The following is a 25412-nucleotide window of genomic DNA, read 5'->3' as shown; positions in this document are numbered from 1 at the left end:
TTTGGACCAGCAAGTGCGGCAGGTAGGTCAAGACCCGAATCCGCCGATCCCCGGAGCGCCTTTAACGACATTTTATGAAATCAGCGAGGCGCTTGTCACGGAAGGCATGTGGAACGCGGGCATGGGCGACATCAAAGACAACGACGACTTATATTTGTATGCCATCATGGTGTCCATCGACGGAAACGGCAACGTGCGCAAAGGGCCCTTTTATACGTTAGATGAGATCAAGAGAGCCGAACCTTGGGCGCACCCGGACGACTTGGACGATTATTTCGGCATTCATGTACCCTATCGAAGCGCGGAATTTCCCGTCGATGTCATTGCAAAAACCGTAGACGGCATAGTCATTCAAAGACCGGAAGTTACATTTCTAAAGGGCGAGTACAAAGTCGGGGAAACGATCAATCATGAATTTCCCGAAACGATTGAGGACAACGGAAAAACGTATACGATCGTTCGCTCCTATTTATCGCCCAAGCAGGACCCGACGCGGAAAGACTGGCTGCAAGAAAATCCCGAAACGAATCCGAAGGTGCGAATGCGAAGCTTTACGGTGCATCTGGGCGGAACGGACGCGGTTGCCGAATATGCGGAGAACAATCCGGTGAAGGCCATCTATCAAAAAGAAGACGGCACCAAACTCAAAGAAGTGGACAAAGGCGTTTTCGCAACCGGCGAGGAAGCGAACCATACGTTCGAAGGACAAATCACTTCCGGCGGTCAGACGTATGAAATCATCCGCTCTTACATTACGAACAATAACAAACCCGACGAGAAGCTGTTCATTCAGGAAAAAGGCGACCCCAAGCTCAAAGAGCGCTCCATTCTGGTGGGATCGGGCGGCTCCAACTTTATCGGCATTTACAAAATTCCCTCCTCGGTAACGGTCGTGTCCCGGATTGAAGCGCCGGAAACGGTCGACCAAAACGTGACCGAAGTGGACGGGAATTTTGTTTTTGAAGTCAAGTCGTTAAAAAATTTGCAGTCATACGAAATCACGGATATTCGAAATGCCAGGCTCGTTCAAACGGGCGACAAAACCGGAAACCTCTCCGGCACGTCAACGAGTAAAACGATTCCGATCAAAATCCCGTTCACGTCCGGCGACAAAGTGAGCGTGCAAATCACCGTCGTTGTGAAGGATGTGGACGGCAATACGGGGGACTCGACATCCGATCATACGGTACGCAAAGGCGACGGCGACGGAAAACCGCAGCCCGGCGCTTCCCAGCAGGCCGAAGCGATGGAGCCAAGCGCTTCTGCTGTCATTCAGGCGGATGCGCGCGGCGCAGAAAAATTTGATGTGCTGCAAGGCATTCCGACTTCAGAGAACCTGTATGTGAACGCTTTGGCCAAATCGTACTTGTATCGCAACACGTTCACGGAAACGACCGGCACGAAGCAATACCCGATTCAGGTGAGTAAAACATATACCCTCACCTGGACGGAGACGCGATCCGGCCCGCCCGATGCGGACGGGAATCCGACCACCATTACCGTTCCGCGTTCAGATACACAGACGGTCACCAAAAACTATTCGATTGAACGCAAGTACAGCTTCTGGACGATTCAAAATCTCGAAGTGTACGGCATTCAAAAGGCGACGGTCTCCAATTATGCGCTTCCTTCGGGAACAGTTACGCTGGAGCCGAATGGCTATACGCCGCCAACCGTTTCCGCTGCGCATGATGCGTCGCTCAGCGCGCATATGACCGATCCGGTCTATTCGAATGTGACGCTGCCCGGACAAACGATTTCCGGCGGTTCCAGCCGGCCTTCCGTACCGAACGAGGACTGGACAAACGAGGCCGAGAGAGCTATTGGCAAGATCAAGGTAAAAAACGACTCGTTCGTTTTTAACGGAAATACAATCATGGACAACCGAATCGTTGAGGAAAAAGCGCCGACGCCGGGGGCGATACCGGCCCCGCCGATGATTGGGCAAGATGTGCTGTACGGCAAAGGTTATCTCATTGACGCTTTCAAAACAAACAAAGCGAATCAACCGAGCACCGGCACTATCTTTTATACGCTGGTCAAGGGCATTGGCGGCGGGGAAAACAAGAGCTATCCGATCGGCGGCATCAATCCGGTGACGGTGCATACGCCTGTCGTCAATTGGGCGTCCGTATCCGACGACCAGGCGCATAATCAGAAAACGCAGCCAACCGCCGGACGTGCTGCGCTCATTCTGGACCGGCCCTTTACCGTAACGATTCCGACAAGCGGCCCGCACAAGGACATCAAGGGCTACGGCAATCGGGATTATGCCAAGTATATGAGGGACAAGCAGGTACGCTTTCCGTTCGATGTGTACAAAGCGGATCGTACGACGTTCGTCCCCAAGGACACGTGGGTGTCCATCCCGGTCGGCCAGTTGCAGACGACCTTCTACTTGCCCGTTTGGGTGGACGAGGGCCATTACGACGTGTTATTCCGAACGTTTGCCGAGAATAGTCCGGCCTCCTTCACGTCCCAAATGAATGCCAACCTGGACTTGTCCAACCATGTGGCTGCGCAAGCGGTTCCAGTGGAAGTGATCGGACGTCTCTATGATTTCCGCATCACCGACATTGCCGATTTTGCATGGGAATCGGTGTTCCGCACCCAAAAGGGCAGCGCGACGCCGACAGGAAACGCCTATTGGGTCGGAACGAAAGGCATTGACGGCGCACCGCGCGGCAATACCCCACCTTACGTGCTGCCGGTACGGCAAAGCAGTCATCCCGAGAGCGGCAAGAAAAACGTAGCGGTCAAAACGGGTTACCATTTCAAATTCGAAGTCATGACGAAAGGCAACATGTTCGGCTCGGGCGACGGCATCCTCATTACACCGACGTTTTATTTTGTGGACAGCAAGGGGAAGAACAGGCAAGAAGTCGATCTGTACTATCATTCAGGCAGTCGGCGGTTTATTCGTATCGGCTCCAGCGACGATGCGGAGAAACGTTATGTGACGCTCGACGCTCGCCTGCGCAATGTGCCGAAGCAGGAGTTGACCGACACCGCCGCAACGCTTTGGTCGCTAAACGGTTCGCCCGGAGACAGGCAGACGTTTATCGATCAATATGTAAAGGATGCGCAGAAGCCGACCTATGTGGGCGGCTACGATATCATGCTGCTGCCGCCTCAGCTTCGGACGTTTGTCGGAAGCACGCAGGTGCCCTCCGGCATCGGTGCGGCCCGCGCCAACGCTTCGGTTCAGCGATGGCGGGGGGACTACAGTTTGCCCGCCGCGCCGTACGTGGTGCCGAAAGGCTTCAATCTGGCCGAGTACGGCCGCACGCACCGGCTGGACGACCATGCGCCCGTATTTCTAAAGGATGGGTATATCATCGTCAATTTCAACATCGAAACGATCCGCGATCAAGACTTGAACCATCCGCATCTGCAATACAAAAACGCGCCGCTGGACAATCAGTGGCGGATGGAAGGGTTTCAGCGCAGCTTCGTCGATCCATACGGGGCAACGTTCTCCCTGCTGGACGGCGACGTCGTCTTTTATCATGCCAATTTGTCCAGCTACGACGACTTTGGGACGGGAGGCACCCATTAAATTCACCAGACGGGAGGGATAAACATGTTGGAAAAGCTGCAAAGTGCCGCGCCAGAGGATACGGCTTATTTTTATTCCGCTTCTGCCGCAGAGGAGATCGAACGTGGCTGCATCGGCCACCTGCGCGGCGATTTTGGGCGGTCGGGCGAGGAGTTCTGGGTAACCTGGTTTCCCCGGCGCTCTCCCTTTGAAACGACTGCTTTTAAAGAAGAATTGGGTAAGGTCTTTCAAGCTATCGGCGATCAGAAGGTGCTGAAAAGCCGCAAGCATATGTTACGATTTTGCAGCGAGCACCCGGAGGCGCGCATCGGCGGTGCTTGGAGCACGGATGTATACGGGTTTTGCATGCAAACGCAGGATCACCGCTACTATTTGCGCTGCTTTCCCTTTGCCGGGGATTACAACTTTTACTTGTACTGCTATGCCCGGCCGGAGCGCTTGGTGGAGCAGCAACAGCAAGCGCCTTCCACGCCTGCCGCACAGAAGAAAAAAACGGAAACGCAACGATAGGAGGACGCAATGAACGATCTCACTCGTTATCGGCTGCTGGACGGAGCCTCGCTTCCGCTTGCGGCCAAGTTGGTGTACTGCTATTTACTGAATTTGGCGGGCGGAAAAAACAGCCGCTTTCCTCCCGTCGGCTTGTGGCAGATATCGGACTTTCCCCTTCTATGTGTGTCGCAACCTAGAGCGAACACCTACCAGCCGGGAGGAAAAGAATATGCTGGAAAGACTGCAAACGGCCGTGTCGGAGGACGCGGCCTATTTTTATTCCGCTTCGATAAAGAAGGATACGGAACGGGGTTGCATCGGGCACCTGCGCGGTTATTTTGGCAGCAGCGGCGAGACATTCTGGGCAAACTGGTTCGAGCATTTGCCAGCGCTAAAAACGCCGGCTTTCCGGGCGGAACTGGATGCGGTTGTGCGGGCATTGACGGAGCAGGGACTTCTTCAAAGCCGCAGCCAGATGCACCGTTTTTGCCTGTCGCATCCGGAGGCCCGATTATCGGGGGCGTGGCATTCCGGCGTATACGGCTTTTGTTTTCAAACAGAGCGCCATCGGTACTACCTGCGTTGTTTCCCGCATGCGGGAGACTACAATTTCTATCTGTACTGCTACATCCGGCCGGATCGTTTGTCGGAACGGTCGCCGGAGCGTTAGCGTCTGCTGAGGAGGAAGCCTATGAACGATCTCACCAGGTATAAACTGCTGGCCGGAGCGAAGGTCCCTCCTGCAGCAAAGCTATTGTACAGCTACCTGATGGACCGCGCGGGCGGGCGGCATGGCTGCGTCTTGTTGTCCGGCAAAAAGCTGGCTTCGGAGGTGGGTCTCTCTCCTTCCACTGTCCGCCGAAATCTGCATCGACTGCAACTTATTGGACTCATTCGGATTACGGCTCGTTATTCCGAGGAAGGCATTCGCCTGACCAATCAAATCACGTTTCGGTAAGGGAGGTGCTCTCATGACAGCCAAGTTGCAGCGCATCGTCGAACTGGCTGCCAGCACGGCTCGCACGGTGACGAATCACCCTGACCGCTGGGCGGATTTTTTGCGGACGGCGGCCTGGAACTATAAATATCCGTTTCAGGATCAACTGTTGATCTACGCCCAACGTCCGGACGCAACGGCCTGCGCGCCGATTGAAGTTTGGAACAAGCGGCTGGATCGCTGGGTGAAGCGCGGCGCAAAAGGGATTGCCCTGATCGAAGATCGGGGCAACCACCTGGGCCTGCGCCATGTGTTTGACGTATCGGATACCCAGAGCAGACGCCAGCCGCAGGTGTCGCTTTGGCGATTGCAGGACAGCGATACGGCTCATGTCATCGAAACGCTGGAAAATGCGTTCGGCGCGTCGGATGAGATGGAACCACGTGCGGATCTGCCTGCTGCGTTGCTCGCTGCTGCGTGGAATGCGGTGGATGACAACAGCGCCGATTATGTGGCGGAGTTGATGAAAGAGCGGGAACACAGTTTGCTGGAAGACCTGGACATACCACATGTGGAATTACTGTTCAAGCAAATGGCCGAAACGGCCGTCGCTTACACGGCGATGACCCGTTGCGGACTCGATCCCGCACATTACATCAGCATCGAGGATTTGTCCGGCATCGGGTATTTCAACACGCTTCCTGCGCTGTCTCACTTGGGCGCAGCGATTAGCGATGTGTCCGAGATGATGCTGCGGGAAGTGGAATCGACCGTTCGAGCGTTGCGCCGGGAGGCACAACGTGCAAATGAGGGGCAATCGTTTCATACCCTTGCAAGACCCGATTCCTTGCCGCACAATGAAGCTACTCGACAAGAAAGGAAGGATGAACATGGAACTGACGTACTCGCCGCAAGGGGATTATCTGCTGCCCAACCTGACGCTGAGCGAAGCGGAGACGACCATCGGGAAGTACGGGATGATGCGCAAGACGTTCCTGAAAACCGAGCGGAAGGGCATGTACGCCCATCTGATGTTGTCGGAGCAGTTGAACCGGCATCTGGCGGACATCGACCGGACAGCGCGGGAGCAGATCGACCGGACGATGAAGGAGATGCTTCGGCTGAACCCGGCACCGGACAAGGCGAGCGATCCGCTGGCCTGGACGGGACATATGAACAACCTGAAGCAGCAGGCGGAGGAACTGATTCTGGCGGAACTGATTTATCATTAAAATGGTTTGATCGGGAAACGGAGGACCGAGGTCTTCCGTTTTTTCACGACCATGCCATCATCAATGGCATGCTCCGAGCCGCGCCGCTGCGGGAGAGCAAGTCGGACATCACAGCATTTTTCCTTGCTCATGAGGACGAGCGCGAGCGCATGTTGTATGTGCGCGGTTTGTTTCCGGCAGGCATCACCGAACTGACGCTTGATGAAGGCGTGCAGGCCGGGTTTGAACCGTATCGCAACGTTTTGCATCTGTGGACGGGGACGGCGGAGGAACGCACGGCGCAAAGCTTTTACGATTGGGGTGTCATCGCCGGGCATCTCGCCAGCATGATGCTGTTGAACGAATTTGACTTGTCGCGAAAGTCAGAACCATCCATCGAGCAACAGACGCTGTGGATGGAACAAGCGGAGGACGCAAAAGCCTCCGCTTTTTTCATGCCGCAAGCGGTCATTGACGCCATTTTGCAAAACGGCAGCGGTTTTGAGAACGGCAAGTATCGCATTGCGCTGCATTTCCAGCAGTCGCTGTCCGCACAGGAGAACGCCGATTTCCTGAAACGGGAATACGGGACCGGCGGGCGTCTTCCCGCGCTGATCGGCACGGATATTCACATGAATTATGACAGCAAAGGCATCACGCTGACCCGCGGCTCGATCCTAAACCCGGATACGCGAGTCGTGCTGCCGTGGATGAAGGTGCAGAAACGTATCGGCGAACTGCTGGCAGCGGGTCGTTACTTGAACCGGAAGGAAGCCGAGCGGTTTCCTGCCTTTGCGGAGCAGCAGGAGGAAAAGCGGTGGGAGCAAATGGCGGAAATGGCCAGGCGCGAATTGCCGCAGCCGGATGTATCGCCCTCGGAGGGGTTTCCTCTACCGGACGCGCAAGCGGAACCGGAACACACGCCTGTGAATCGGGAACGGGCGCGCTACGGTTATGACGCAGGCAGCACGGTCTGGATTGGTGCGGACGAATATGAAGTTGTGCAGCTGGAGCAACGAACAGTGGTGCTGCAAGACCGTCAGTTCCCGCTCTTCATCAAAGAGGTGAATCGCCGGGATTTTGAGCGAATGCTGCGCGAAAACCCGCTGAACGATCATTTGATTACCGGAGAGCAGGAATCGGAATGGACTGACGAAACGGCATGGGAAACGGCGGAAGATGCGGTTTTACCGGAGGAGAAGCCGGTGACGGAAGGGCGAGAGACCGTATCGCAGCCAGACACTTCCCTTTCCTCTGATGGTGCGGCCGGCGGCACCGCGCCAGCCCGTCCGTCTGTCCCGGCTGTCAACTACCGGATTACGGATGATGAACTGGGGCATGGCGGCGCAAAAACGAAGTTCAAATGGAACATGGAAGCGATTCGGCTGCTGAACAAGCTGGAGAAGGAGCAGCGGCAAGCGACAGCGGACGAGCAGGCGGTGCTGGCCCGCTATGTCGGATGGGGCGGAATTCCGCAGGCGTTTGACGAAGCGAACCTGCAGTGGGCAACCGAATATGCGGAACTGAAAAATGTGCTGGAGCCGGATGAATATGCGTCCGCTCGCGCGTCAACGCTGAATGCCCATTATACGTCTGTGACCGTCATCAAGGCGATGTACGACTGTCTGGAATCGATGGGCTTTCGCAGCGGCAATATTTTGGAGCCGTCCTGCGGCATCGGCAATTTCTTCGGACTGGTGCCGGAGTCGATCCGAGGCTCGCGGCTGTTTGGCGTGGAACTGGACAGCATTACCGGCCGTATTGCCAGGCAGCTATACCCGCAGGCGTCGATTGCGGTCAGCGGCTACGAACAGACGAATTTGCCGGACAGCTTCTTCGATCTCGCCATCGGGAACGTGCCGTTCGGCGGTTATGGCGTGGCGGATAAACGTTACGACAAACACAAGTTTCTCATCCATGATTACTTTTTCGCCAAGACACTGGACAAAGTGCGTCCGGGCGGCATCATCGCCTTTATTACGTCCAAAGGAACGATGGACAAGCAGAACCCGGCGGTTCGCAAATATATTGCGGAACGCGCCGAACTGCTCGGTGCGGTGCGTCTCCCAAGCAATGCGTTTCTGGCCAATGCCGGAACCGAAGTAACTGCCGACATCATCTTTTTACAGAAACGGGATCGCATGGTCGCCGTCAGCGAGCAAACCGAAGCATGGCTATCCCTGTCCGAGACAGCGGACGGTGTGCCGGTGAATCGTTATTTCGCGGAACATCCCGATATGGTGCTGGGCACCATGGTTTTTGACGACCGGATGTATGGCAATCGTCAGGAAACGTCTTGCAAGCCATTTCCGGATGCCAACCTGGATGAACTGCTGCGCGAAGCGTTGTCGGGCATCCATGCCGAATGGGCGGAGCTGGAACGGGAAGACCAGCCGGAGGAAGAAGAACCTTCTCTCCCTGCTGATCCGACTGTGCGCAATTTCAGCTTTGCGTTGGTGGACGGACAAATCTACTATCGGGAGAACAGCCGGATGCGGCGCGTGGACACTTCGGCTACGGCGTCAGGCCGCATCAAGGGAATGATTCTGCTGCGGGACACCGTGCGCGAGCTGATCGAGTATCAAACCGAAGACTACAGCGATGAGATGATAGAGCAGCAACAGCGCAAGCTGAATACGCAGTATGACCGGTTTACGGCGCAATACGGCCTGATCAACAGCCGCGCCAACAGCCTTGCTTTTTCGGACGACAGTTCTTACTTTCTTCTTTGCTCGCTGGAAATCATCGACGAGGAAGGGCGGTTGCTGCGCAAGGCGGATATGTTCACCAAACGCACCATCCGGCAGCGCATCCGCGTGGAACAGGTGGATACCGCTTCGGAGGCGCTGGCCGTTTCCATCGGCGCAAAAGCCCGTGTCGATCTGCCGTATATGGCGGAGCTAACCGGCTGGACGGAAGAACAATTGATAAAAGAGCTGCGCGGCGTCATCTTTCCCAATCCCGAAAATCTGGATGAGGAAGGGAAGCCGATCTACGAAACGGCGGATGCGTACTTGTCCGGCAATGTGCGGGAGAAGCTGCGGGTGGCCAGACAGTTTGCCGCATACGATGCCGAACGTTACGGCGAAAACGTCAAAGCGCTTGAAGCGGTGCAGCCGAAAGACCTGGACGCCGCCGAAATCGATGTCCGCTTGGGCGCAACCTGGCTGCCGCCGGAAGACATTCGGCAATTTCTGTTTGAACTGGTGGACACGCCGCCGATGTACCAGACCTACATCAATGTGATGTATTCCGAATATACGGCTGCCTGGAACGTCAAAGGCAAAAGCGATGACCGCAGCAACAATATCAAGGCGAACGTCACGTACGGCACCAACCGCGTCAATGCGTACAAAATTCTCGAGGATACGCTGAATTTGCGGGACGTGCGCGTATTTGACACTGTGTATGAGGACGGCGTGGAAAAGCGTGTGCTGAACAAGCAGGAAACGGCCATCGCTCAGCAAAAGCAGGAGATGATGAAAGAAGCGTTCCGCGACTGGATATGGCGAGATCCGCAGCGGCGCGAACGGCTGACAAGGCTGTACAATGACCGGTTCAATGCCATCCGTCCTCGCGAGTACGACGGCAGTCATATCCGATTCACCGGGATGAACCCGGAAATCCGGCTGCGCCAGCACCAGGTCAATGCGGTTGCCCGGGCGCTGTACGGCGGCAACTCCCTTTTCGCGCATTGTGTCGGTGCAGGTAAAACCTTCGCGATGACCGCCGCGGCGATGGAGAGCAAGCATCTAGGGCTGTGCAACAAGAGCATGCTGGTCGTTCCGAACCATCTGACCGAACAGTGGGCGGCGGAGTTTTTGCAGCTATATCCGTCGGCGAATATTCTGGTGGCGACCAAGAAGGACTTTGAAACGAAAAACCGCAAAACGTTTTGCGCGCGGATTGCCACCGGCGATTATGATGCCATCATCATTGGCCATTCGCAGTTTGAGAAAATTCCGATTTCGACGGAGCGGCAGCGGCAGCAACTGTACGAACAGATTTCGGAGATTACAAGCGGCATCCGGGAACTCAAGGAAGCCAGAGGCGAACGCTATGCGATCAAACAGCTTGAAAAAACAAAAAAGACGCTACAAACCAAGCTGGAGAAGCTGAACGACACCAGCCGGAAGGATGATGTCGTCACCTTTGAGGAACTGGGCGTAGACCGGCTATTCGTGGACGAAGCCGATTCGTACAAAAACCTGTTTCTTTACACGAAAATGCGCAATGTGGCCGGACTGTCGCAAACCGAAGCGCAGAAGTCGTCGGACATGTTTGCCAAATGCCGCTATCTGGACGAACTGACCGGAGGCCGGGGTATCATCTTTGCGACGGGTACGCCGATCTCCAACTCCATCACTGAGATGTATACGATGCAGCGCTATTTGCAATACGAGCGGCTCAAGCGGCAGGGATTGCAGCATTTTGACGCTTGGGCTTCGACATTTGGCGAAACCGTCACCGCGATCGAGCTTGCACCGGAAGGAACGGGCTATCGGGCGAAAACCCGGTTTGCCCGTTTTTACAATTTGCCGGAACTGATGAATATGTTCAAGGAAGTGGCCGATATCCAGACGGCGGACATGCTCCAGCTTCCCGTACCGAAAGCCCACTTCCACAATGTTGCCGTGCCGCCGAGTGACTTTCAGCGCGACATGGTTGCGGATCTTGCCCGCCGCGCCGAACGGGTGCGGGCGAAGGAAGTGGAGCCTCACGAGGACAATATGCTGACGATCACCAATGACGGACGCAAACTGGCGCTCGATCAACGGCTGGCGAATCCGATGCTTCCCGACGACGAAGGCAGCAAGGTCAGCGCCTGCGCGGACAATGTTTACCGGTATTGGGAGGAACATCAGGAGCAGCGGTTGACCCAGTTGGTGTTTTGCGATTTGTCTATCCCCAAACAGGATGGCTCCTTCAACGTCTACGACGAGCTGCGGCGCAAGCTGATGGAGAAAGGTGTTCCGGCTGACGAAATCGCCTATATTCACGACGCCAATACCGAGGTCAAGAAAAAGGAACTGTTCGCCAAAGTACGCAGCGGACAGGTTCGGATACTGCTCGGATCGACGTTCAAAATGGGCGCGGGCACGAACGTGCAAACGAAGCTGATTGCCCTTCACGACCTCGACTGCCCTTGGCGTCCGCGGGACCTGGAGCAGCGCAGCGGGCGCATTATCCGGCAAGGCAACCAGAACAGCGAAGTGCATATTTTTCGCTATGTGACGGAGAACACGTTCGACGCGTACCTTTATCAGACATTGGAGAACAAGCAGCGCTTCATTTCGCAGATCATGACCAGCAAGTCGCCGGTCCGTTCCGCCGAGGATATCGACGAGACGGCGCTCTCCTATGCCGAAGTCAAGGCGCTGGCGACCGGCAACCCGTACATCAAAGAGAAAATGGACCTGGACATTCAGGTATCCAAATTGAAGCTGCTCAAAGCCAACCACTTGAGCCAGCGCTACGCACTGGAGGACCGCCTGCTCAAAATGCTGCCGCAGCAGATCAAATCCACCGAAGAACGAATTGCCGGCTATGAACAGGACGTTGCTTTGTATACACGATCTCTGGCATCCGAGGCGGATGGGGCAGATAAATTTCCCGGCATGACGATCAAAGATTACACCTACTCGGAGAGGGCGGCAGCGGGCGCGGCTTTGCTGGACGCTTGCAAAGGCATGACATCGCCCGATCCGCAGGAATTCGGCAGCTACCGGGGATTTTCCTTGTGGCTGTCCTTTGACAGCTTCCATAAGGAGTACAAGGTCACGCTTCGCGGCGCGCTCGGTCATACGGTGACGCTCGGAGCGGATGCAGGCGGCAACATAAGCCGCATCAACAATGCCTTGTCGGACTTGCCTGCAAAGCTGGAACATGCCCGCGAGCAGCTTGCCACCTTGCGGCAGCAGATGGTCACGGCCAAAGAGCAAATCGAGGCTCCTTTCGAGAAGGAGCAGGAGCTGCAAATGAAAGCGGCGCGGCTTGCGGAGCTGAATGCCCTTCTGAACATGGACAAACGGGAAAACGAAGCCGTGGACAGCGTTCCGGACGAAGAACCGGAAGCGCCGGAACGGCGGGTGGTGGGCCGTGAGCGATAACGGCCTGACACCGTCGTTCCTCCCCCTGAAAGGGAACTTCATGCTGACCATTACGGAAAAGAACATGGTATCGGTGCGAGCATTTCACAGGTCGAAGATAGCTCACTTGTTAAAGTTATAAATCACATGACGAATTGGACTCCGGTTTTGGGGTCCTTTTCTCGTTTCCGGAGGAATGAACATGTTGTATGCCAGCCCAAGCGGCGGATGCTTTTGTCCGATTTTGCCGCCTTTTGGTTACGGAACCGGCTTGATCGAGGAGGGAGAAACCGTGCCATCGTTGGAGTTGATATCCAAAGAGAAAAACGGATTTGGCGACACGTATTATTACATCCGCGACTCAAACGGGGTGACCAGTCAAGTTCATGAAGGCGATTTAGACGCATTCATGAAAAAGAAAGGCGTTACGAAGTTGAAGGAAGGCAGAGCTTATACGTACCCCAAAAAGAGGGGTAAGGCACGATGAACAATATACCCATCGGACGCTGCCTGGATTTCCAAAAGGAGCTGCGGCAATGAGCTATGTAAACAAGGAACAGATCGAACGTGCCAAAAGACTGGACCTGCTCACATATTTGCATATGCACGAGCCGGCAGAACTGGTCCGATGCTCCCGCAATGTCTACACCACCCGGACACACGACAGCTTGAAAATTTCCAACGGCAAATGGTACTGGTGGTCAAGGGGGATCGGCGGACGCTCGGCGCTGGACTATTTGATCAAAGTGCGGGGCATGTCTTTTCCCGATGCGGTGCTGCAAATTGAAGGCGTTCATCCAGGCAGCGCACCTGCATTTTCGCAATCTTTGCAACAACGCTCATCTCCAGCGCGGTTTGAGCTTCCCGAACCGAATCATACATCGCATCGCGTCATGGCCTATCTCAGCAAACGTGGTATCCATCGCACGTTGATCGACTACTGTCTCGAAACGGGGCGCTTGTATGAAAGCCGACGCTATCACAACGCGGTATTCGTCGGATTTGACCAGGAAGGGACGCCGCGCTATGCGGCGATACGCGGTACGACAAGCACCCGTTATATGGGGGAAGCCGTTGGCAGCGACAAGCGGTATTCGTTTTCCATTCCGGCCTCGAAAAACAGTACGGAACTGCATCTGTTTGAGAGCGCTATTGATCTCTTATCCTACTGTACGCTGGAACATCTCGCCGGCCGGGATTGGCGGCAGGCGCATAAGCTGTCGCTGGCCGGAATATACAGGCCCAGGACAAATGGGGAGGACTCTACTCCCCCGTCTGCCCTAACGCATTACTTGAAGTGCTTTCCCCAAGTAAATCGACTTGTTCTGCACCTGGATAATGATGAGCCGGGGCGATTGGCGGCAGCCACGATACAGAGGCTCCTCTCCCCCACCCTTCTCATATCCGATGAGCCGCCTAAGTTCGGAAAGGATGTAAACAACGAATTGATGGAATTCCGACGAAGACGCGGTGAACCATCCCGATAGCGGTAGACGCTGAACAGTTGGTGTCTTTTCTTTTGGGTTACGGAAAATTTTCGCAGCATGTGGATAAGATGTGAATAGATTGGGGATAAGCGCAATCGCATTGATTGTATAGCATGTAATAGGTATAATAAAATCAATATACAGCTATGCAAGGAGTGACCAAGATGATTATCAAACCTTCCGCCAGTATCCGGCAAAACTATAATGAAATCGCCGATCTATGCAAATCGTCCGGGGAACCGGTTTATCTGACCAAGAACGGTGAAGGCGATCTCGTCGTGATGGACATTGAGACGTTTTCCCGTCGCGAGAAGATGTTAAAGCTGCGCGAAGAACTGCTCGCTGTGCAAGAGGATCGTTTGGCGGGCCGTGTTGGTGTGACGCCGGATGAACTGGACGCTTACCTGGAGGGCATTATTGACGAGGTTCAGCATGGAAAAGATGCCCCGATATAAGATCGTCGTTTCCGATCGCGCCCGCCAAATGCTGGCGGTTCATGTGCGATTCCTTGCGGAAAAAAATCCGGATGCCGCGCGAAAAACGAAAAACGAATTGCTGCATGCGATACGTTCCTTGGCGCAAATGCCGGAACGTTATCCTTTTCTCGAAGCGGAATTTATCCCGTCAAACAAGTATCACAAAATGTTCGTAGATAAATGGTATCTGGTGTTGTATCAGATTCAGGATGAAATCGTGTATGTCGATTTCATTGTAGACTGCCGCCAGGATTACCGCTGGTTGGTGCGATAACAAAATAGTTCTAAGGAAGACGCTGAGCGAATCGGCGTCTTTTTGTGTTTTTGGGGTTCTCTCTTGTTCCCGGCGGGTGCTTTGAAGGCGACGCGAGACGAATGTCTCGTGTTGCAGCAAGCACTGAATTTGGTCTCCCAAATTCGGCTTGTTAGGGGCAGGCCCCTAATACCCCTCATCTAAACAACACGCTGTTTTTCAAGAATAAAGGTTGCAACAATGAACGGTATTTTTCAGAGACGGCAGAAGCCATTTAGCATTTTTATTAAGACCATTTTTTTGAAGAAAGAAGCGAAAGCGATGAGAAAACGAGGGATTCGCATTCAGGTATGGGTGAACAATGAAGAAGACGCAAGACTCCAAGCCAATGCGAAAAAATCCGGACTTTCACGGGAAGGTTATCTCCGTTCCTTGATCAATGGCTATATCCCGAAGGCGCTGCCGCCGCCGGATTATTATGCGATGATGCGCGAGCTTCACGCCATTGGCAACAATCTTAATCAACTGGCGGCGAAAGCACATGCGACAGGCCATCTGGATCGGGCTGCTTTTCAGCAGGAGGCTGATCAATTGCGCCGCGCCGTCCAACAGATTCAACAGGCCGTGACTGCGCCGGAACGAAGAACCGAGCAAGCGACTCCAAATGTGCATCCGCCGTAAAGGAGGCGTCACGTATGGCGACGACGGCGATATGGGATGTCACCGACCGATTGAAGCGCGTGATTGATTACGCCACCAATCCCGACAAAACAGCGCAAGATCGCGCCGAGAAGAATGAAGGCTTGCGGCAGGTGCTGGGATATGCAAAAGCGGATGCCAAAACGGAAGAACAGCTTTATGTGAGCGGAATCAATTGCGATCCGCTTACCGCTTACGAGCAAATGCAGCGCACCAAGCGTCAATTTCAAAAGATGGATGGCATAGTCGCGTTTCACGGATACCAATCGTTTGCACCCGGTGAGACGACGCCGGAAACGGCGCACACCATCGGCGTCAAGCTGGCGCAGGAGCTATGGGGCGATCGTTTTGAAGTCGTGGTATCGACCCATCTGGACAAGGAGCATTTGCACAATCACTTTGTGCTGAACTCCGTCTCCTTTATGGACGGTAAACGGTACTACGACAACAAAGCCTCCTACGCCCTTCTAAGGAGAACATCCGACCGGTTATGCCGGGAACATGCATTGTCAGTGATCGAGCAGCCCGAGCCGGGCAAGGCCGAACACTACGGAGAATGGAAAGCGGATCGGGAAGGCAAGCCGACTTGGCGAGGATTGATTCGGACCGATGTGGATCAGGCGATCGCGGCATCGATGACATGGACCCAGTTTATCGCCACGTTGCAGAAGCAGGGCTATGAAGTGAAAACGACCGTAAAGCATGTGGCGGTGCGTCCGCCCGGAAAGGAACGTTTCGTTCGTTTGCGCAGTCTGGGAGACGACTATACGGAAGAAGCTCTGAAACAGCGGATTTTGCGAAACCGCATTCCCCGTAAACCACAGCCTTTGCCGATGCCGCGACGCAGACGGGCCGTTTGCAAAGGAACGCTTCGATCCGGCAGGAAGTTCAGCGGCTTGCAAGCATTGTACCTGCGCTACTTATATGAGATGGGCATACTGCCTCATTTTCGCGCGTCCGTGAGAAGGACGCATTTTTTATTGCGTGAAGACTTGCGGCATTTGGCGGTTATTACCGCGCAGACCAAGCTGCTCTGTCAGCACCGTATTTCCAGCAAGGATCAGCTTTTGGACTATGTATCTGTCACCCGGCAAGAGATGCGCTCGCTTTACGGCGAACGCAAAGCGCTATACAACCGCCTCCGCCGCTGCAAGGAGGAAAGCCAGATCGTCGCTTACAAAGAGCAAATAGCCGTACTATCCAAGCGGCTTGCCGCGCTCCGAAAGGAGGTGAAGCTGTGTGCGGGCATCCTTGCCCGATCCGGTGAAATGATGACTAAACTACATGGTGACAGGAAAAATCAACCATTACGAAGGGAGGATTCCATCCATGAGCAGTGGAGCCGAGGCGGCCGATCAGGTCGTCAACATGAGTCTGCGGGGCATCGAGGTGATGGCCAAGATTTCCGGTGAAGGCGCTAAGCATCTGGCCGTCTATTTGTTTGCCGCCCTGCAGGGGCAGAAACGGACAAAGGGCAGCATTCGTCTGGAAAGCTTGCTCCGCAGCGGCAAGGAATTGAAAGTGTTTGCCGTCAAAAACGAGGACCTGCCCACATTCTGCAAGGAAGCCAAACGATACGGCGTTTTGTACTGCGCCCTGCGGGACAAAAAGAATGTCGATGGATTGTGCGACGTGATGGTGCGGGCCGAGGACGCGTCCAAAATCAACCGCATCGTCGAGCGCTTCAAACTGGCGACCGTGGATACAGCCAGCATCAAGAGCGAAATTGAGAAATCCCGCGCCGGGAAACAGCAGGACCATCCAGCGTTCGGGGAGCGTCAACAACAAGCATCGGACCAAACCCGGCAGAGGACGGGCGTACAAGGAGCGGAAGTCAAGGGAACGCCAGGAGCGAAGAGCGCCGACGATTTTTTGGCCGAACTGATGCAGAGGCCCGAATCGGCGCAGCCAACTTCCCCGGCGAACGGCAACCCAAACCCCATGATGGCGACGACGGAGCCGCCCCATCCGTCCGAGCCTACCTCCGGGCGCAGCGAAGCATCCGCAAGGGGTACGATTGAACCGGAAGCCAAGACAGCGCCGCAGCGGTCATCGATCCGCGAACTGCTTCGAGAGATCCGGGAAGAAAATCGGAAGGCGGAGAAAGAACGGCGTCAGATGGTCAAGGAATCGTCGCTGCCCAAACGAAGCGAGCGACATAATGGAAAATCGAAGACGGGCAAAACCAAACCAATCGGAACCCGAAAGCGAGGGAAAGCGAAATGAGCAATCTGGACGATTTATTCCGGCAGGAAACATCCGGCCATTCTTCCACGAATCCATTCGAGCAACCTTTTGACAAGGAAGCGTGGGCACAGAAAAAGCAGGAACTCAGGCAATGGGCCTATGAGACGATTGATGCCGCCACGACCGCCATCGCGCAAAGCGGTGATGAATTTCAGCGATATCTGGATGTGCAAAGCCGTTTTGACCGCTACAGCGTATCCAATGCGCTGCTGATTCTCACGCAGCGGCCGGAGGCGACCCGCATCGCCGAATTCGATTCGTGGAAGGAACAAGGCGTGTTTATTCGCCGCAAGGAAACCGGCTTTTATATTTTGGAGCCGGGCGAGGAGTACCGGAGGGAAGACGGCAGCACCGGCATCAGTTATAACCTCAAAAAGATGTTCGACATCGCGCAAACGACGGCCAACCCAAAACCGGAACAACCGGCCTATCCGGACGACCGAATGCGTATCAAAGCGCTGATGGATCGCGCCCCTGTTCCGATCGTCATCGGGGATTCGCTGCCGCCGGAAATGCATGCGCTCTATCAGCCGGATACGAGAAATATTGTCATTCGCCGCGGCATGGATGCGGGAGATATTTTTCGGGCGCTCGCGCAGGAGCTGGCGCATGCGGAACTTGATCGCGGCGATGGCCGTTACAGCCGTTCCCATTTTACGTTCCATGCATATTGCGCCTCTTACATGCTGTGCAAACAGTTCGGCGTGGACACGTCCTCCTTTCGTTTCCACCGAGTGCCGGAAAAGCTGAAGGACATGGAGCCGCAGCAAATCCGCGCCGAACTGACGGTGATGAAGGATGCCGCGCATGACATGGCCCGCAGGATGAACCGGATGCTGGCGCAGCAGCGGCAGCAGCAGCGGCCGGAACCGGCAAGGTAAGCGCCGTCAAGTTCTATTTTGCTTAGGGAGGGAGCGCCTGTGAAGGAAGAAGAACGGATTCTCTGTTTGGATCATTACGAGCATGGCATTGTGGTGCATGCGCTGAATGCGCTGCGTAACGATTTGATCGGCGAGAAGCGCCCCACCGACGCCGTCGATGATCTGTTGCTCAAAACAATTGAAGCCCCTTATCAAAAACATAAACGACGGAGCCATCATGAGGCGCGTTGAAACCGCAAGGAGTCATTTGATACTCTTTGCGGTTTTTTTGATTCCCGTCGTTTGGGCGGCATTGCTCACCGCCCCTTCTCTTTCCGGGGGGCTGCCGGCGATTGTGGAGCATCTCAGCGCGGCGATCAAGCACCCGTTCAACATTCAGTGGGTGGACGATACGCCCCGCTGTCTGCTCTTTTTTACGCTGGCCTATGGACTCGGCGTCGGCGTTTATCTGGCTTCTCCGCGAAACTACCGTCGGAGGGAGGAGCACGGCAGCGCCCGTTGGGGCCGGGCGAAAAGCATATGCGCCAAATATCGAAGCAAGCAGCCGGAGCAAAACAAAATTTTAACCAAGCAGGTTTGCATCGGACTCGACGGCCGCAAGCATCGCCGGAATGTGAATGTGCTTGTCGTAGGCGGTTCCGGCTCCGGCAAAACAAGGTTTTACGCCAAACCGAACGTCATGCAGGCGCATACGTCCTTCGTCGTTCTCGACCCGAAAGGCGAAATCTTGCGGGATACCGGTCATCTGCTCAAGGCCAAAGGGTATGACATCAAGGTGCTCGACCTGATCAATCCGCACCGCTCCCACGGCTACAACCCTTTCGCCTATTTGAACGACGACAAGGATGTGCTGAAGCTGGTCACGAACCTGATTCGCAATACAACGCCGAAGGGCAGCAATACGAACGACCCGTTCTGGGAACGGTCCGAAACGGCTCTGCTGGAGGCGCTCGTTTTGTATTTGCTTTATGAAGCGCCGCCGGAGGAACAGAATTTTCCAATGGTGATGGAGATGATCGCTGCCGCCGAAGTGCGGGAAGAAGACGAAACCTACCAAAGTCCGCTGGACGAGTTGTTTGAACGGTTGGCCATGCGCGACCCGGAGCATTTGGCGGTCAAACAGTACAACATCTTCAAGCTGGCGGCGGGGAAAACGGCCAAGTCGATTCTGATCGGCCTCGGCGTTCGGCTGGAGAAGTTCAACTTGCATACGATCGCCGGGATGAGCCTGGTCGATGAAATGGAATTGCCTTTCATGGGAGAAAAAAAGACGGCGCTGTTTGCCGTCATTCCCGACAACGACAGCAGTTTCAACTTCATCGTCGGGATGCTCTACACCCAGCTTTTCCAATGCCTGATGTACGAGGCCGACTACCGGCACGGCGGACGCTTGCCGGTGCACGTGCATTTTGTGATGGACGAATTTGCCAACGTCGCCTTGCCCGATGAATTCGACAAGCTGCTCTCCACCATACGCAGCCGCGAGATTTCGGTTTCCATTATCCTGCAAAATTTAGCGCAGCTCAAAGCGCTGTACAAGGATTCATGGGAATCGATCGTGGGGAACTGTGATGTGTTCTTGTACCTGGGCGGCAATGAACAATCCACCCACAAATACGTCTCGGAGCTGCTGGGCAAGGAAACGATCGACACGAACACGTACGGCCAAAGCAAGGGACGCAGCGGCAGCTATTCGGTCAACTATCAGTTGTCCGGTCGCGACTTGCTAACGCCCGATGAGGTGCGTCTTCTCGATAACCGTCATGCTTTGCTCTTTATTCGAGGCGAGCGTCCTGTTCAGGACGACAAGTACGATTTGCTCAGGCATCCCTATGTCGAGCTCACGACGGATGGCAGCGGTCTCCCCTACCAGCATGGCGGCACGGAACACGCTTTGGATTGGCGAACCGTGACGCTTGATGAAGACGGAGAGTACGAGCTTCTGTCGGAAGAAGACATGGAGTCGCTATTTTTACGAGGGGAATGATGAAAATGAAAATCAAAAGGAAACGGCTGCTGGCGCTGTACATCATGCTGGTCTTAACGGGGACCGTATTCGTCTCTACCGCTTATGCCGAGGGCGATCCGATGACGACGGTCAATAATTTGTCCACTTTCATATTCGGCTTAATCCGGGCCATCGGCATGATCATCCTCGGCTTTGGCATTGTCCAGATCGGATTGTCGCTCAAGTCTCACGATCCTTCCCAGCGAGCGAACGGATTCCTGACGCTCGCCGGCGGGATTATCATCACCTTCACGAAGGAGATTCTTACCCTGATTGCCGGTTAAACAGGAGTCGCAAATGAGGGGAACGGACGGTTTGTCTGTTCCCCGTCTACTGAAAGGGGTGAGAATATGGCCAAAAACAGTTGGATCATTGACAATCTCGAACATGCGCTCGATACGTGGAACGAGAAAATGAACGAAATCTGGCAGCTTGTTACCGAGTCGCCGGCCGACTTCAAGGGCGGCGGCGTTTGGCGCGTCATTACTGACATTCACGGCGCGTTGCAGGCGACGGGACTGGCGCTGCTGGTCTTGTTTTTTGTAATTGGCGTAATGAAGACGACCGGCAGTTTTGCCGAAATGAAAAAGCCGGAGATGGCCGTCAAGCTGTTTATCCGCTTTGTCCTAGCCAAAGCGGTCGTTACCTACGGGCTGGAGCTCATGATGGCGCTGTTTACCATTGTTCAGGGAATCATCTCGACGATGATGGGGCGTTCCGGGTTCGGAAAGACGGAGGCTATGACTTTGCCGAACACCATTGCCAAAGCGATTGAAGACGTCGGCTTTTGGCAAAGCATTCCGCTGTGGGTCGTCTCCCTTCTGGGCAGTCTGTTCATTACGGTGTTGTCTTTTGTGATGATCCTCTCGGTGTACGGACGGTTTTTTCGCATCTATTTATATACGGCCATCGCTCCCGTTCCGCTTTCCGCTTTTGCCGGGGAGCCAAGCCAAAATATCGGCAAATCGTTTCTCAAGGGGTATGCGGCCGCTTGTCTGGAGGGAGCGATTATCGTACTCGCCTGCATCATCTACTCCGCCTTTGCCTCTGCTCCCCCGGCGGTCGATGAAGGCGCAGGCGCGGTTACGATGGTGTGGACGTACATTGGCGAATTGATTTTCAACATGCTGGTACTCGTGGGGACGGTCAAAATGGCGGACCGGGTGGTGAGGGAAATGATGGGGCTGTAGCTTCATTCCGATTCTTCGCCCAGCAATTCCCGGACGGAAACATCCAGCGCTTTGGCAATCGCCACGACTTCGTAGTCTTGGACAAGCCGATACTGCCCTTCCAGACGCGAAAGACTGGTAGGACTGATGTCAAGGCCAGCCGTTTGCAGTCTGGCGAGAAACTCCTTCTGTTTCATCCCTTTTGCCTTGCGGATGGCAACGACTCTCACGCCGATTATATTTTTGTCGCCTGGCGGTTCTTTTCGATGTTTCATTTGTATGCACCTCACATTACAAGCAAAATTGTACGTGAGTGCATCGTTGTTTTAATGCGAATATCGAATTAAAATAAAATAAACCGATTTTCGCAGTAAAATGGAGAGGCAAGCTTCCGTTCAGACAGCCAGGAACGCCGATCTAATGAAGACACGGGGAGGCCGACCGATGACACGTTTGCTTGATCAATTGGAGGAGGAAAGAAGGAAGTTGAACGAGCTGGGGAAAAAATCGCTTGAACAGGGAATTCCCCTGTTCGAGAATGAGGCGGTTCAGGCTCAAAGCCGGAAGGTGGACGAATGGATTGTCCAGTGGCTTCAAAGGAAGTCCGGACGAGAACATCAGTTGCGCTAGATCGCATTCGCACAAGGAGGGGGGATGTCAATGGAGTTTCCGTTATGGTTTCAAAATGCGATCCAGCGGCGGCTGGACCACGTTTCGGCTCGGATCGAACACCATCCCGAGTTGCGTAGATGTCGCGATGAAGAGAAATCGGCTTTTCAAGCAATGTTTTCCGGCGTGGATATGACGCAGTTGCCGGCGTTTATGGAATGGGAGGACAAGCACCATTTTAAGCAGGCGATCATGAATGAATGGTTATATTTGCAAGGCATGCGAGACGGCGCTCAGCTTGTATTTGCGCTTTTAGCCGATCCTCTTCTATCCGGCGATAAGTTGTTAACTAGATCGAAAAAGACAGAGCCAACAACGGTTAAACCGGAGGGTGGGCCGAGTTGCAGCCCGTAGCGAGAATCGTTCATGGGAGGACTTCAAATGGAAGTGAAAATCAACCGGGAAATCCGGGATTATACGGAAAGCTTATTCTTTGGACTGTCCTTGCGGCAGTTCTTTTTTTCTGTGCTGGCTGTCGGCGCGGCGATCGGCCTTTATTTTGGACTGCGCGGCCGCTTTGGCTTGGAAACGCTCAGTTGGATGTGCATTTTGGGAGCCGCGCCCTGCGCAGCCTTGGGTTTCATCAGCTATCACGGCATGACGGCCGAGCAGCTGCTTTGGGCGTATGTGAAATCGGAATTTCTGCTGCCAAAACGCTTCGTCTTCTATTCGACTAACATCTACGTTGAAGCGCTGAAAAAGAGCATGCAGCATCATAAGCAGGAAAGGATGATAAGCCGTGATTAAAACGCTCAGACGCATCATCAAGCAGGACAAGGAACGATTTGTCATTCCGAAAGGCGTTCAGCAAGTCATCCCGATTCGCGCCCTCTGGCCGGACGGGATTTTTTTTGTTGGCAACAAATTCTCCAAATCGTATCGGTTCGAGGATATCAACTACGCCGTAGCGTCCAGGGAAGACAAGGAAGCGATGTTTTTGTCTTATTCCGAGTTGCTCAATTCCTTCGACAGCGGAGCGACCACTAAAATTACAATCCATAACCGGCGTTTGAATCGGGCCGATTTTGAAAGCTCGATTCTTATTCCGCTTAAGGAGGACCATCTTGATGTGTACCGGCAGGAGTACAACGAGATGTTGCTCGAAAAGGCCATTGGCGCGAACGGAACGATTCAGGAAAAGTACGTTACCATTTCTGTTGTCAAGAAAAATGTGGAGGAAGCCCGTCAATACTTCGCAAGAGTCGGAACCGAATTGATGTCGCATTTTTCCCGTCTCGGTTCAAAATGTATCGAACTGGATGCAACCGACCGTCTGCGCATTTTCCATGATTTCTTTCGGATCGGCGAGGAAGCGGATTTTCGTTTCCATTTGTCCGAAACGATGCGCAAGGGGCATGATTTCAAGGACTACATTTGCCCGGATACGTTCGAGTTTGAAAAAGATCATTTTCGGATGGGAAACTTTTTTGGGCGCGTCATCTTTCTGCGGGAATACGCCAGCTATATAAAGGACAGCATGGTGTCTGAGCTTTGCGACCTGAATCGGAATTTGCTGTTGTCGCTGGATATCATCCCGATTCCGACCGACGAGGCCGTTCGCGAGGTGGAGAGCCGTTTGCTCGGCGTGGAGACGAACATCACGAACTGGCAGCGGCGACAAAACCGGAACAACAATTTTTCTGCCGTGGTCCCTTACGATATGGAGCAGCAACGCAAAGAGAGCAAAGAATTTCTGAACGACTTGACCACCCGCGATCAGCGGATGATGTTCGGCCTGCTGACGATGGTCCACATTGCGGAGAGCAAGGAGCAGCTTGACAGCGATACGGAGGCGCTGCTCACAACTGCCCGCAAGCATTTGTGCCAGCTTTCCACGCTTACCTATCAGCAAATGGACGGCCTGAATACGGTGCTGCCCTACGGCTTGCGGAAGGTTCACGCGCTGCGGACGTTAACGACAGAAAGCACGGCTGTCTTTATTCCGTTTCGGGCACAGGAAATCGTGCATCCGGGCGGCATTTACTATGGGCAAAATGTGATCAGCAAAAACATGATTATTGCCAATCGCAAGCAGCTGCTGAACGGAAACAGCTTTATTCTCGGCGTATCCGGTTCCGGCAAAAGCTTTACCGCGAAACGGGAAATCGTCAACCAGATGCTGGCCAGCGACGACGATATGATTCTGATCGACCCGGAACGAGAATACTCCGCACTGGTGAACGCATTGGGCGGCGAGACGATTCATATATCCGCCACTTCGCCCAACCATATCAATGCGATGGATATGAATCGGCAATACGGCGACGGAGCCAATCCGATCATTCTCAAATCGGAATTCGTCCTTTCGCTTTGCGAGCAGTTGATTGGCGGGTATCAACTGGGAGCCAAAGAAAAGTCGCTCATTGACCGTTGCACCGCCAGCGTGTACAGGAAGTATTTGCAGAGCAACTATAAGGGGCAGCCGCCGACGCTTCAAGACTTTCGCGCGGAACTGCTCAAGCAATCGGAGCCGGAAGCGCAGGACATCGCGCTCGCGATCGAACTGTTTACTTCCGGCAGCCTGAACACGTTCGCCAAACCGACCAATGTCAATGTCCATAACCGGCTCATTTGCTACGACATTCTCGACCTGGGCAAACAGCTTCTTCCGATCGGCATGCTGGTTGTCCTGGACAGCATCCTGAATCGGATTACGCAGAACCGGGCAAAAGGCAAAAATACGTTTATCATTATCGACGAAATCTATCTTTTGTTCCAGCATGAATACAGCGCCAACTTTCTATTCACGCTTTGGAAGCGCGTCCGAAAGTATGGCGCTTTTTGTACGGGCATTACGCAAAACGTGGATGATTTGCTGCAAAGTCATACGGCCCGGACTATGCTCGCAAACAGCGAGTTTATCGTCATGCTGAATCAGGCAGCTACCGACCGAGCAGAGCTTGCTGGGCTACTTAATATTTCGGACCTGCAACTCTCTTATATTACCAATGTTGACGCCGGGAATGGCTTGATGAAGGTAGGCAGTTCCCTTGTTCCGTTTACCGACAGGTTCCCGCGGCATACGAAGCTGTATCGGCTGATGACGACGAAGCCGGGTGAGGCATAAGGAAATAATGGTGAGCGGTTGGCTTCTACATGAGCCAGCCGCTTCGCTCTACGAATATACAGTAGTTCTCTAACATTTGCAGAGTACGAGTCGATAATCGGCCTTATTTAATAAACGATAACTCTCTGTCATTGATATAACTTCCCTGTCAGACGTCATCGTCTCCCA

24 protein-coding genes are annotated in these 25412 nt (G+C 54.1%); 22 read left to right on the top strand and 2 right to left on the bottom strand.

Features of this window, described 5'->3' with window-relative positions; all coding sequences use genetic code 11:
* The first annotated feature begins 121 nt into the window (after window positions 1-121).
* The 4 genes from B7E11_RS13495 to B7E11_RS13480 all read left to right on the top strand — a co-directional run bounded on the left by B7E11_RS13495 (window position 122) and on the right by B7E11_RS13480 (window position 5009).
* A complete protein-coding gene (locus B7E11_RS13495) occupies window positions 122-3559 on the top strand; it encodes a DUF5704 domain-containing protein (protein WP_080835599.1) in 3438 nt (1145 codons plus the stop codon).
* 24 nt (window positions 3560-3583) lie between these two features.
* Complete coding sequence (locus B7E11_RS13490; RefSeq protein WP_080835137.1) at window positions 3584-4069, top strand: hypothetical protein; 486 nt, start codon at window positions 3584-3586, stop codon at window positions 4067-4069.
* Between the two features lie 211 nt (window positions 4070-4280).
* A complete protein-coding gene (locus tag B7E11_RS13485) occupies window positions 4281-4721 on the top strand; it encodes a hypothetical protein (RefSeq protein WP_080835134.1) in 441 nt (146 codons plus the stop codon).
* 21 nt (window positions 4722-4742) lie between these two features.
* Entirely contained in the window at window positions 4743-5009 is a 267-nt protein-coding gene (locus B7E11_RS13480) for a helix-turn-helix domain-containing protein (RefSeq protein ID WP_080835131.1), read from the top strand.
* Here B7E11_RS13480 and B7E11_RS30275 read toward each other — a convergent pair.
* Window positions 4996-5559, bottom strand: coding sequence for a hypothetical protein (locus tag B7E11_RS30275; protein ID WP_080835128.1), 564 nt, complete (start codon window positions 5557-5559; stop codon window positions 4996-4998). The two genes, B7E11_RS13480 and B7E11_RS30275, sit on opposite strands and share 14 nt — an antisense overlap.
* Before the next feature lie 319 nt (window positions 5560-5878).
* Between B7E11_RS30275 and B7E11_RS30270 the strand changes: the two genes are divergently transcribed.
* The 14 genes from B7E11_RS30270 (at window position 5879) to B7E11_RS13405 (ending at window position 21529) form a co-directional block, all read left to right on the top strand.
* Window positions 5879-6220, top strand: coding sequence for a TnpV protein (locus B7E11_RS30270; protein WP_245809711.1), 342 nt, complete (start codon window positions 5879-5881; stop codon window positions 6218-6220).
* A gap of 149 nt (window positions 6221-6369) precedes the next feature.
* A complete protein-coding gene (locus B7E11_RS13465; RefSeq protein ID WP_245809710.1) occupies window positions 6370-12309 on the top strand; it encodes a helicase-related protein in 5940 nt (1979 codons plus the stop codon).
* A gap of 181 nt (window positions 12310-12490) precedes the next feature.
* Entirely contained in the window at window positions 12491-12775 is a 285-nt protein-coding gene (locus tag B7E11_RS13460) for a hypothetical protein (protein WP_041052803.1), read from the top strand.
* Between the two features lie 49 nt (window positions 12776-12824).
* A complete protein-coding gene (locus B7E11_RS13455; protein ID WP_080835123.1) occupies window positions 12825-13775 on the top strand; it encodes a DUF3991 and TOPRIM domain-containing protein in 951 nt (316 codons plus the stop codon).
* 164 nt (window positions 13776-13939) lie between these two features.
* Entirely contained in the window at window positions 13940-14230 is a 291-nt protein-coding gene (locus B7E11_RS13450; protein WP_054819087.1) for a type II toxin-antitoxin system Phd/YefM family antitoxin, read from the top strand.
* Entirely contained in the window at window positions 14208-14525 is a 318-nt protein-coding gene (locus tag B7E11_RS13445; protein WP_080835118.1) for a type II toxin-antitoxin system RelE/ParE family toxin, read from the top strand. The genes B7E11_RS13450 and B7E11_RS13445 overlap by 23 nt, the downstream gene beginning before the upstream one ends.
* 219 nt (window positions 14526-14744) lie before the next feature.
* Entirely contained in the window at window positions 14745-15185 is a 441-nt protein-coding gene (locus B7E11_RS13440; RefSeq protein ID WP_245809709.1) for a plasmid mobilization protein, read from the top strand.
* Window positions 15186-15199: 14 nt separating this feature from the next.
* Window positions 15200-16615: a relaxase/mobilization nuclease domain-containing protein gene (locus B7E11_RS13435; protein WP_080835116.1), complete on the top strand. Its 1416-nt coding sequence runs from the start codon at window positions 15200-15202 to the stop codon at window positions 16613-16615.
* Window positions 16533-17429, top strand: a complete 897-nt coding sequence (locus B7E11_RS13430) for a PcfB family protein (protein WP_080835113.1) — start codon at window positions 16533-16535, stop codon at window positions 17427-17429. Before B7E11_RS13435 ends, B7E11_RS13430 begins: the two co-directional genes overlap by 83 nt.
* A complete protein-coding gene (locus B7E11_RS13425) occupies window positions 17426-18331 on the top strand; it encodes a hypothetical protein (RefSeq protein ID WP_080835110.1) in 906 nt (301 codons plus the stop codon). Before B7E11_RS13430 ends, B7E11_RS13425 begins: the two co-directional genes overlap by 4 nt.
* Window positions 18332-18370: 39 nt before the next feature.
* Window positions 18371-18562 carry a hypothetical protein gene (locus B7E11_RS13420; protein ID WP_080835107.1) on the top strand — a complete coding sequence of 64 codons (192 nt, stop codon included), beginning with the start codon at window positions 18371-18373 and terminating at the stop codon, window positions 18560-18562.
* A gap of 103 nt (window positions 18563-18665) precedes the next feature.
* Window positions 18666-20318 carry a VirD4-like conjugal transfer protein, CD1115 family gene (locus B7E11_RS13415; protein ID WP_245809708.1) on the top strand — a complete coding sequence of 551 codons (1653 nt, stop codon included), beginning with the start codon at window positions 18666-18668 and terminating at the stop codon, window positions 20316-20318.
* 5 nt (window positions 20319-20323) lie between these two features.
* Entirely contained in the window at window positions 20324-20623 is a 300-nt protein-coding gene (locus B7E11_RS13410; protein ID WP_425351434.1) for a glutamyl-tRNA amidotransferase, read from the top strand.
* Between the two features lie 66 nt (window positions 20624-20689).
* On the top strand, window positions 20690-21529 hold the full coding sequence (locus B7E11_RS13405; protein ID WP_080835097.1) for a VirB6/TrbL-like conjugal transfer protein, CD1112 family: 840 nt from the start codon (window positions 20690-20692) through the stop codon (window positions 21527-21529).
* A gap of 2 nt (window positions 21530-21531) precedes the next feature.
* Here B7E11_RS13405 and B7E11_RS13400 read toward each other — a convergent pair whose 3' ends face one another.
* Entirely contained in the window at window positions 21532-21783 is a 252-nt protein-coding gene (locus tag B7E11_RS13400) for a helix-turn-helix domain-containing protein (RefSeq protein ID WP_054819090.1), read from the bottom strand.
* A 169-nt stretch (window positions 21784-21952) separates the two neighbouring features.
* On the opposite strand from B7E11_RS13400, the gene B7E11_RS13395 reads away from it, so the two are divergent.
* The 4 genes from B7E11_RS13395 to B7E11_RS13380 are packed head-to-tail and all read left to right on the top strand — an operon-like array spanning window position 21953 to window position 25244.
* On the top strand, window positions 21953-22138 hold the full coding sequence (locus B7E11_RS13395) for a hypothetical protein (RefSeq protein WP_080835094.1): 186 nt from the start codon (window positions 21953-21955) through the stop codon (window positions 22136-22138).
* A gap of 30 nt (window positions 22139-22168) precedes the next feature.
* Entirely contained in the window at window positions 22169-22531 is a 363-nt protein-coding gene (locus B7E11_RS13390; RefSeq protein ID WP_080835091.1) for a hypothetical protein, read from the top strand.
* A 27-nt stretch (window positions 22532-22558) separates the two neighbouring features.
* The gene (locus B7E11_RS13385) at window positions 22559-22924 is read left to right on the top strand and encodes a PrgI family protein (protein ID WP_080835089.1); all 366 of its coding nucleotides are present in this window, start codon (window positions 22559-22561) and stop codon (window positions 22922-22924) included.
* Entirely contained in the window at window positions 22917-25244 is a 2328-nt protein-coding gene (locus tag B7E11_RS13380) for a VirB4-like conjugal transfer ATPase, CD1110 family (RefSeq protein ID WP_080835086.1), read from the top strand. The genes B7E11_RS13385 and B7E11_RS13380 overlap by 8 nt, the downstream gene beginning before the upstream one ends.
* Window positions 25245-25412: the final 168 nt, after the last annotated feature.

The sequence above is a fragment of the Cohnella massiliensis genome, from assembly GCF_900169535.1.
Classification (GTDB): Bacteria; Bacillota; Bacilli; order Paenibacillales; family Paenibacillaceae; genus Cohnella; species Cohnella algarum.
The sequence above is the reverse complement of the archived record's forward strand: the minus strand, read 5'-3'. Positions and strand labels throughout refer to the sequence as shown.

What these genes read in the sequence shown, in the direction of transcription:
- B7E11_RS13495 (WP_080835599.1), top strand. Translation starts at nt 122, where the DNA reads ATGGGCGACATCAAAGACAACGACGACTTATATTTGTATGCCATCATG.
- B7E11_RS13490 (WP_080835137.1), top strand. Translation starts at nt 3,584, where the DNA reads ATGTTGGAAAAGCTGCAAAGTGCCGCGCCAGAGGATACGGCTTATTTT.
- B7E11_RS13485 (WP_080835134.1), top strand. Translation starts at nt 4,281, where the DNA reads ATGCTGGAAAGACTGCAAACGGCCGTGTCGGAGGACGCGGCCTATTTT.
- B7E11_RS13480 (WP_080835131.1), top strand. Translation starts at nt 4,743, where the DNA reads ATGAACGATCTCACCAGGTATAAACTGCTGGCCGGAGCGAAGGTCCCT.
- B7E11_RS30275 (WP_080835128.1), bottom strand. Translation starts at nt 5,559, where the DNA reads ATGTGGTATGTCCAGGTCTTCCAGCAAACTGTGTTCCCGCTCTTTCAT.
- B7E11_RS30270 (WP_245809711.1), top strand. Translation starts at nt 5,879, where the DNA reads ATGGAACTGACGTACTCGCCGCAAGGGGATTATCTGCTGCCCAACCTG.
- B7E11_RS13465 (WP_245809710.1), top strand. Translation starts at nt 6,370, where the DNA reads ATGTTGTATGTGCGCGGTTTGTTTCCGGCAGGCATCACCGAACTGACG.
- B7E11_RS13460 (WP_041052803.1), top strand. Translation starts at nt 12,491, where the DNA reads ATGTTGTATGCCAGCCCAAGCGGCGGATGCTTTTGTCCGATTTTGCCG.
- B7E11_RS13455 (WP_080835123.1), top strand. Translation starts at nt 12,825, where the DNA reads ATGAGCTATGTAAACAAGGAACAGATCGAACGTGCCAAAAGACTGGAC.
- B7E11_RS13450 (WP_054819087.1), top strand. Translation starts at nt 13,940, where the DNA reads ATGATTATCAAACCTTCCGCCAGTATCCGGCAAAACTATAATGAAATC.
- B7E11_RS13445 (WP_080835118.1), top strand. Translation starts at nt 14,208, where the DNA reads ATGGAAAAGATGCCCCGATATAAGATCGTCGTTTCCGATCGCGCCCGC.
- B7E11_RS13440 (WP_245809709.1), top strand. Translation starts at nt 14,745, where the DNA reads ATGAACGGTATTTTTCAGAGACGGCAGAAGCCATTTAGCATTTTTATT.
- B7E11_RS13435 (WP_080835116.1), top strand. Translation starts at nt 15,200, where the DNA reads ATGGCGACGACGGCGATATGGGATGTCACCGACCGATTGAAGCGCGTG.
- B7E11_RS13430 (WP_080835113.1), top strand. Translation starts at nt 16,533, where the DNA reads ATGAGCAGTGGAGCCGAGGCGGCCGATCAGGTCGTCAACATGAGTCTG.
- B7E11_RS13425 (WP_080835110.1), top strand. Translation starts at nt 17,426, where the DNA reads ATGAGCAATCTGGACGATTTATTCCGGCAGGAAACATCCGGCCATTCT.
- B7E11_RS13410 (WP_425351434.1), top strand. Translation starts at nt 20,324, where the DNA reads ATGAAAATCAAAAGGAAACGGCTGCTGGCGCTGTACATCATGCTGGTC.
- B7E11_RS13405 (WP_080835097.1), top strand. Translation starts at nt 20,690, where the DNA reads ATGGCCAAAAACAGTTGGATCATTGACAATCTCGAACATGCGCTCGAT.
- B7E11_RS13400 (WP_054819090.1), bottom strand. Translation starts at nt 21,783, where the DNA reads ATGAAACATCGAAAAGAACCGCCAGGCGACAAAAATATAATCGGCGTG.
- B7E11_RS13395 (WP_080835094.1), top strand. Translation starts at nt 21,953, where the DNA reads ATGACACGTTTGCTTGATCAATTGGAGGAGGAAAGAAGGAAGTTGAAC.
- B7E11_RS13390 (WP_080835091.1), top strand. Translation starts at nt 22,169, where the DNA reads ATGGAGTTTCCGTTATGGTTTCAAAATGCGATCCAGCGGCGGCTGGAC.
- B7E11_RS13385 (WP_080835089.1), top strand. Translation starts at nt 22,559, where the DNA reads ATGGAAGTGAAAATCAACCGGGAAATCCGGGATTATACGGAAAGCTTA.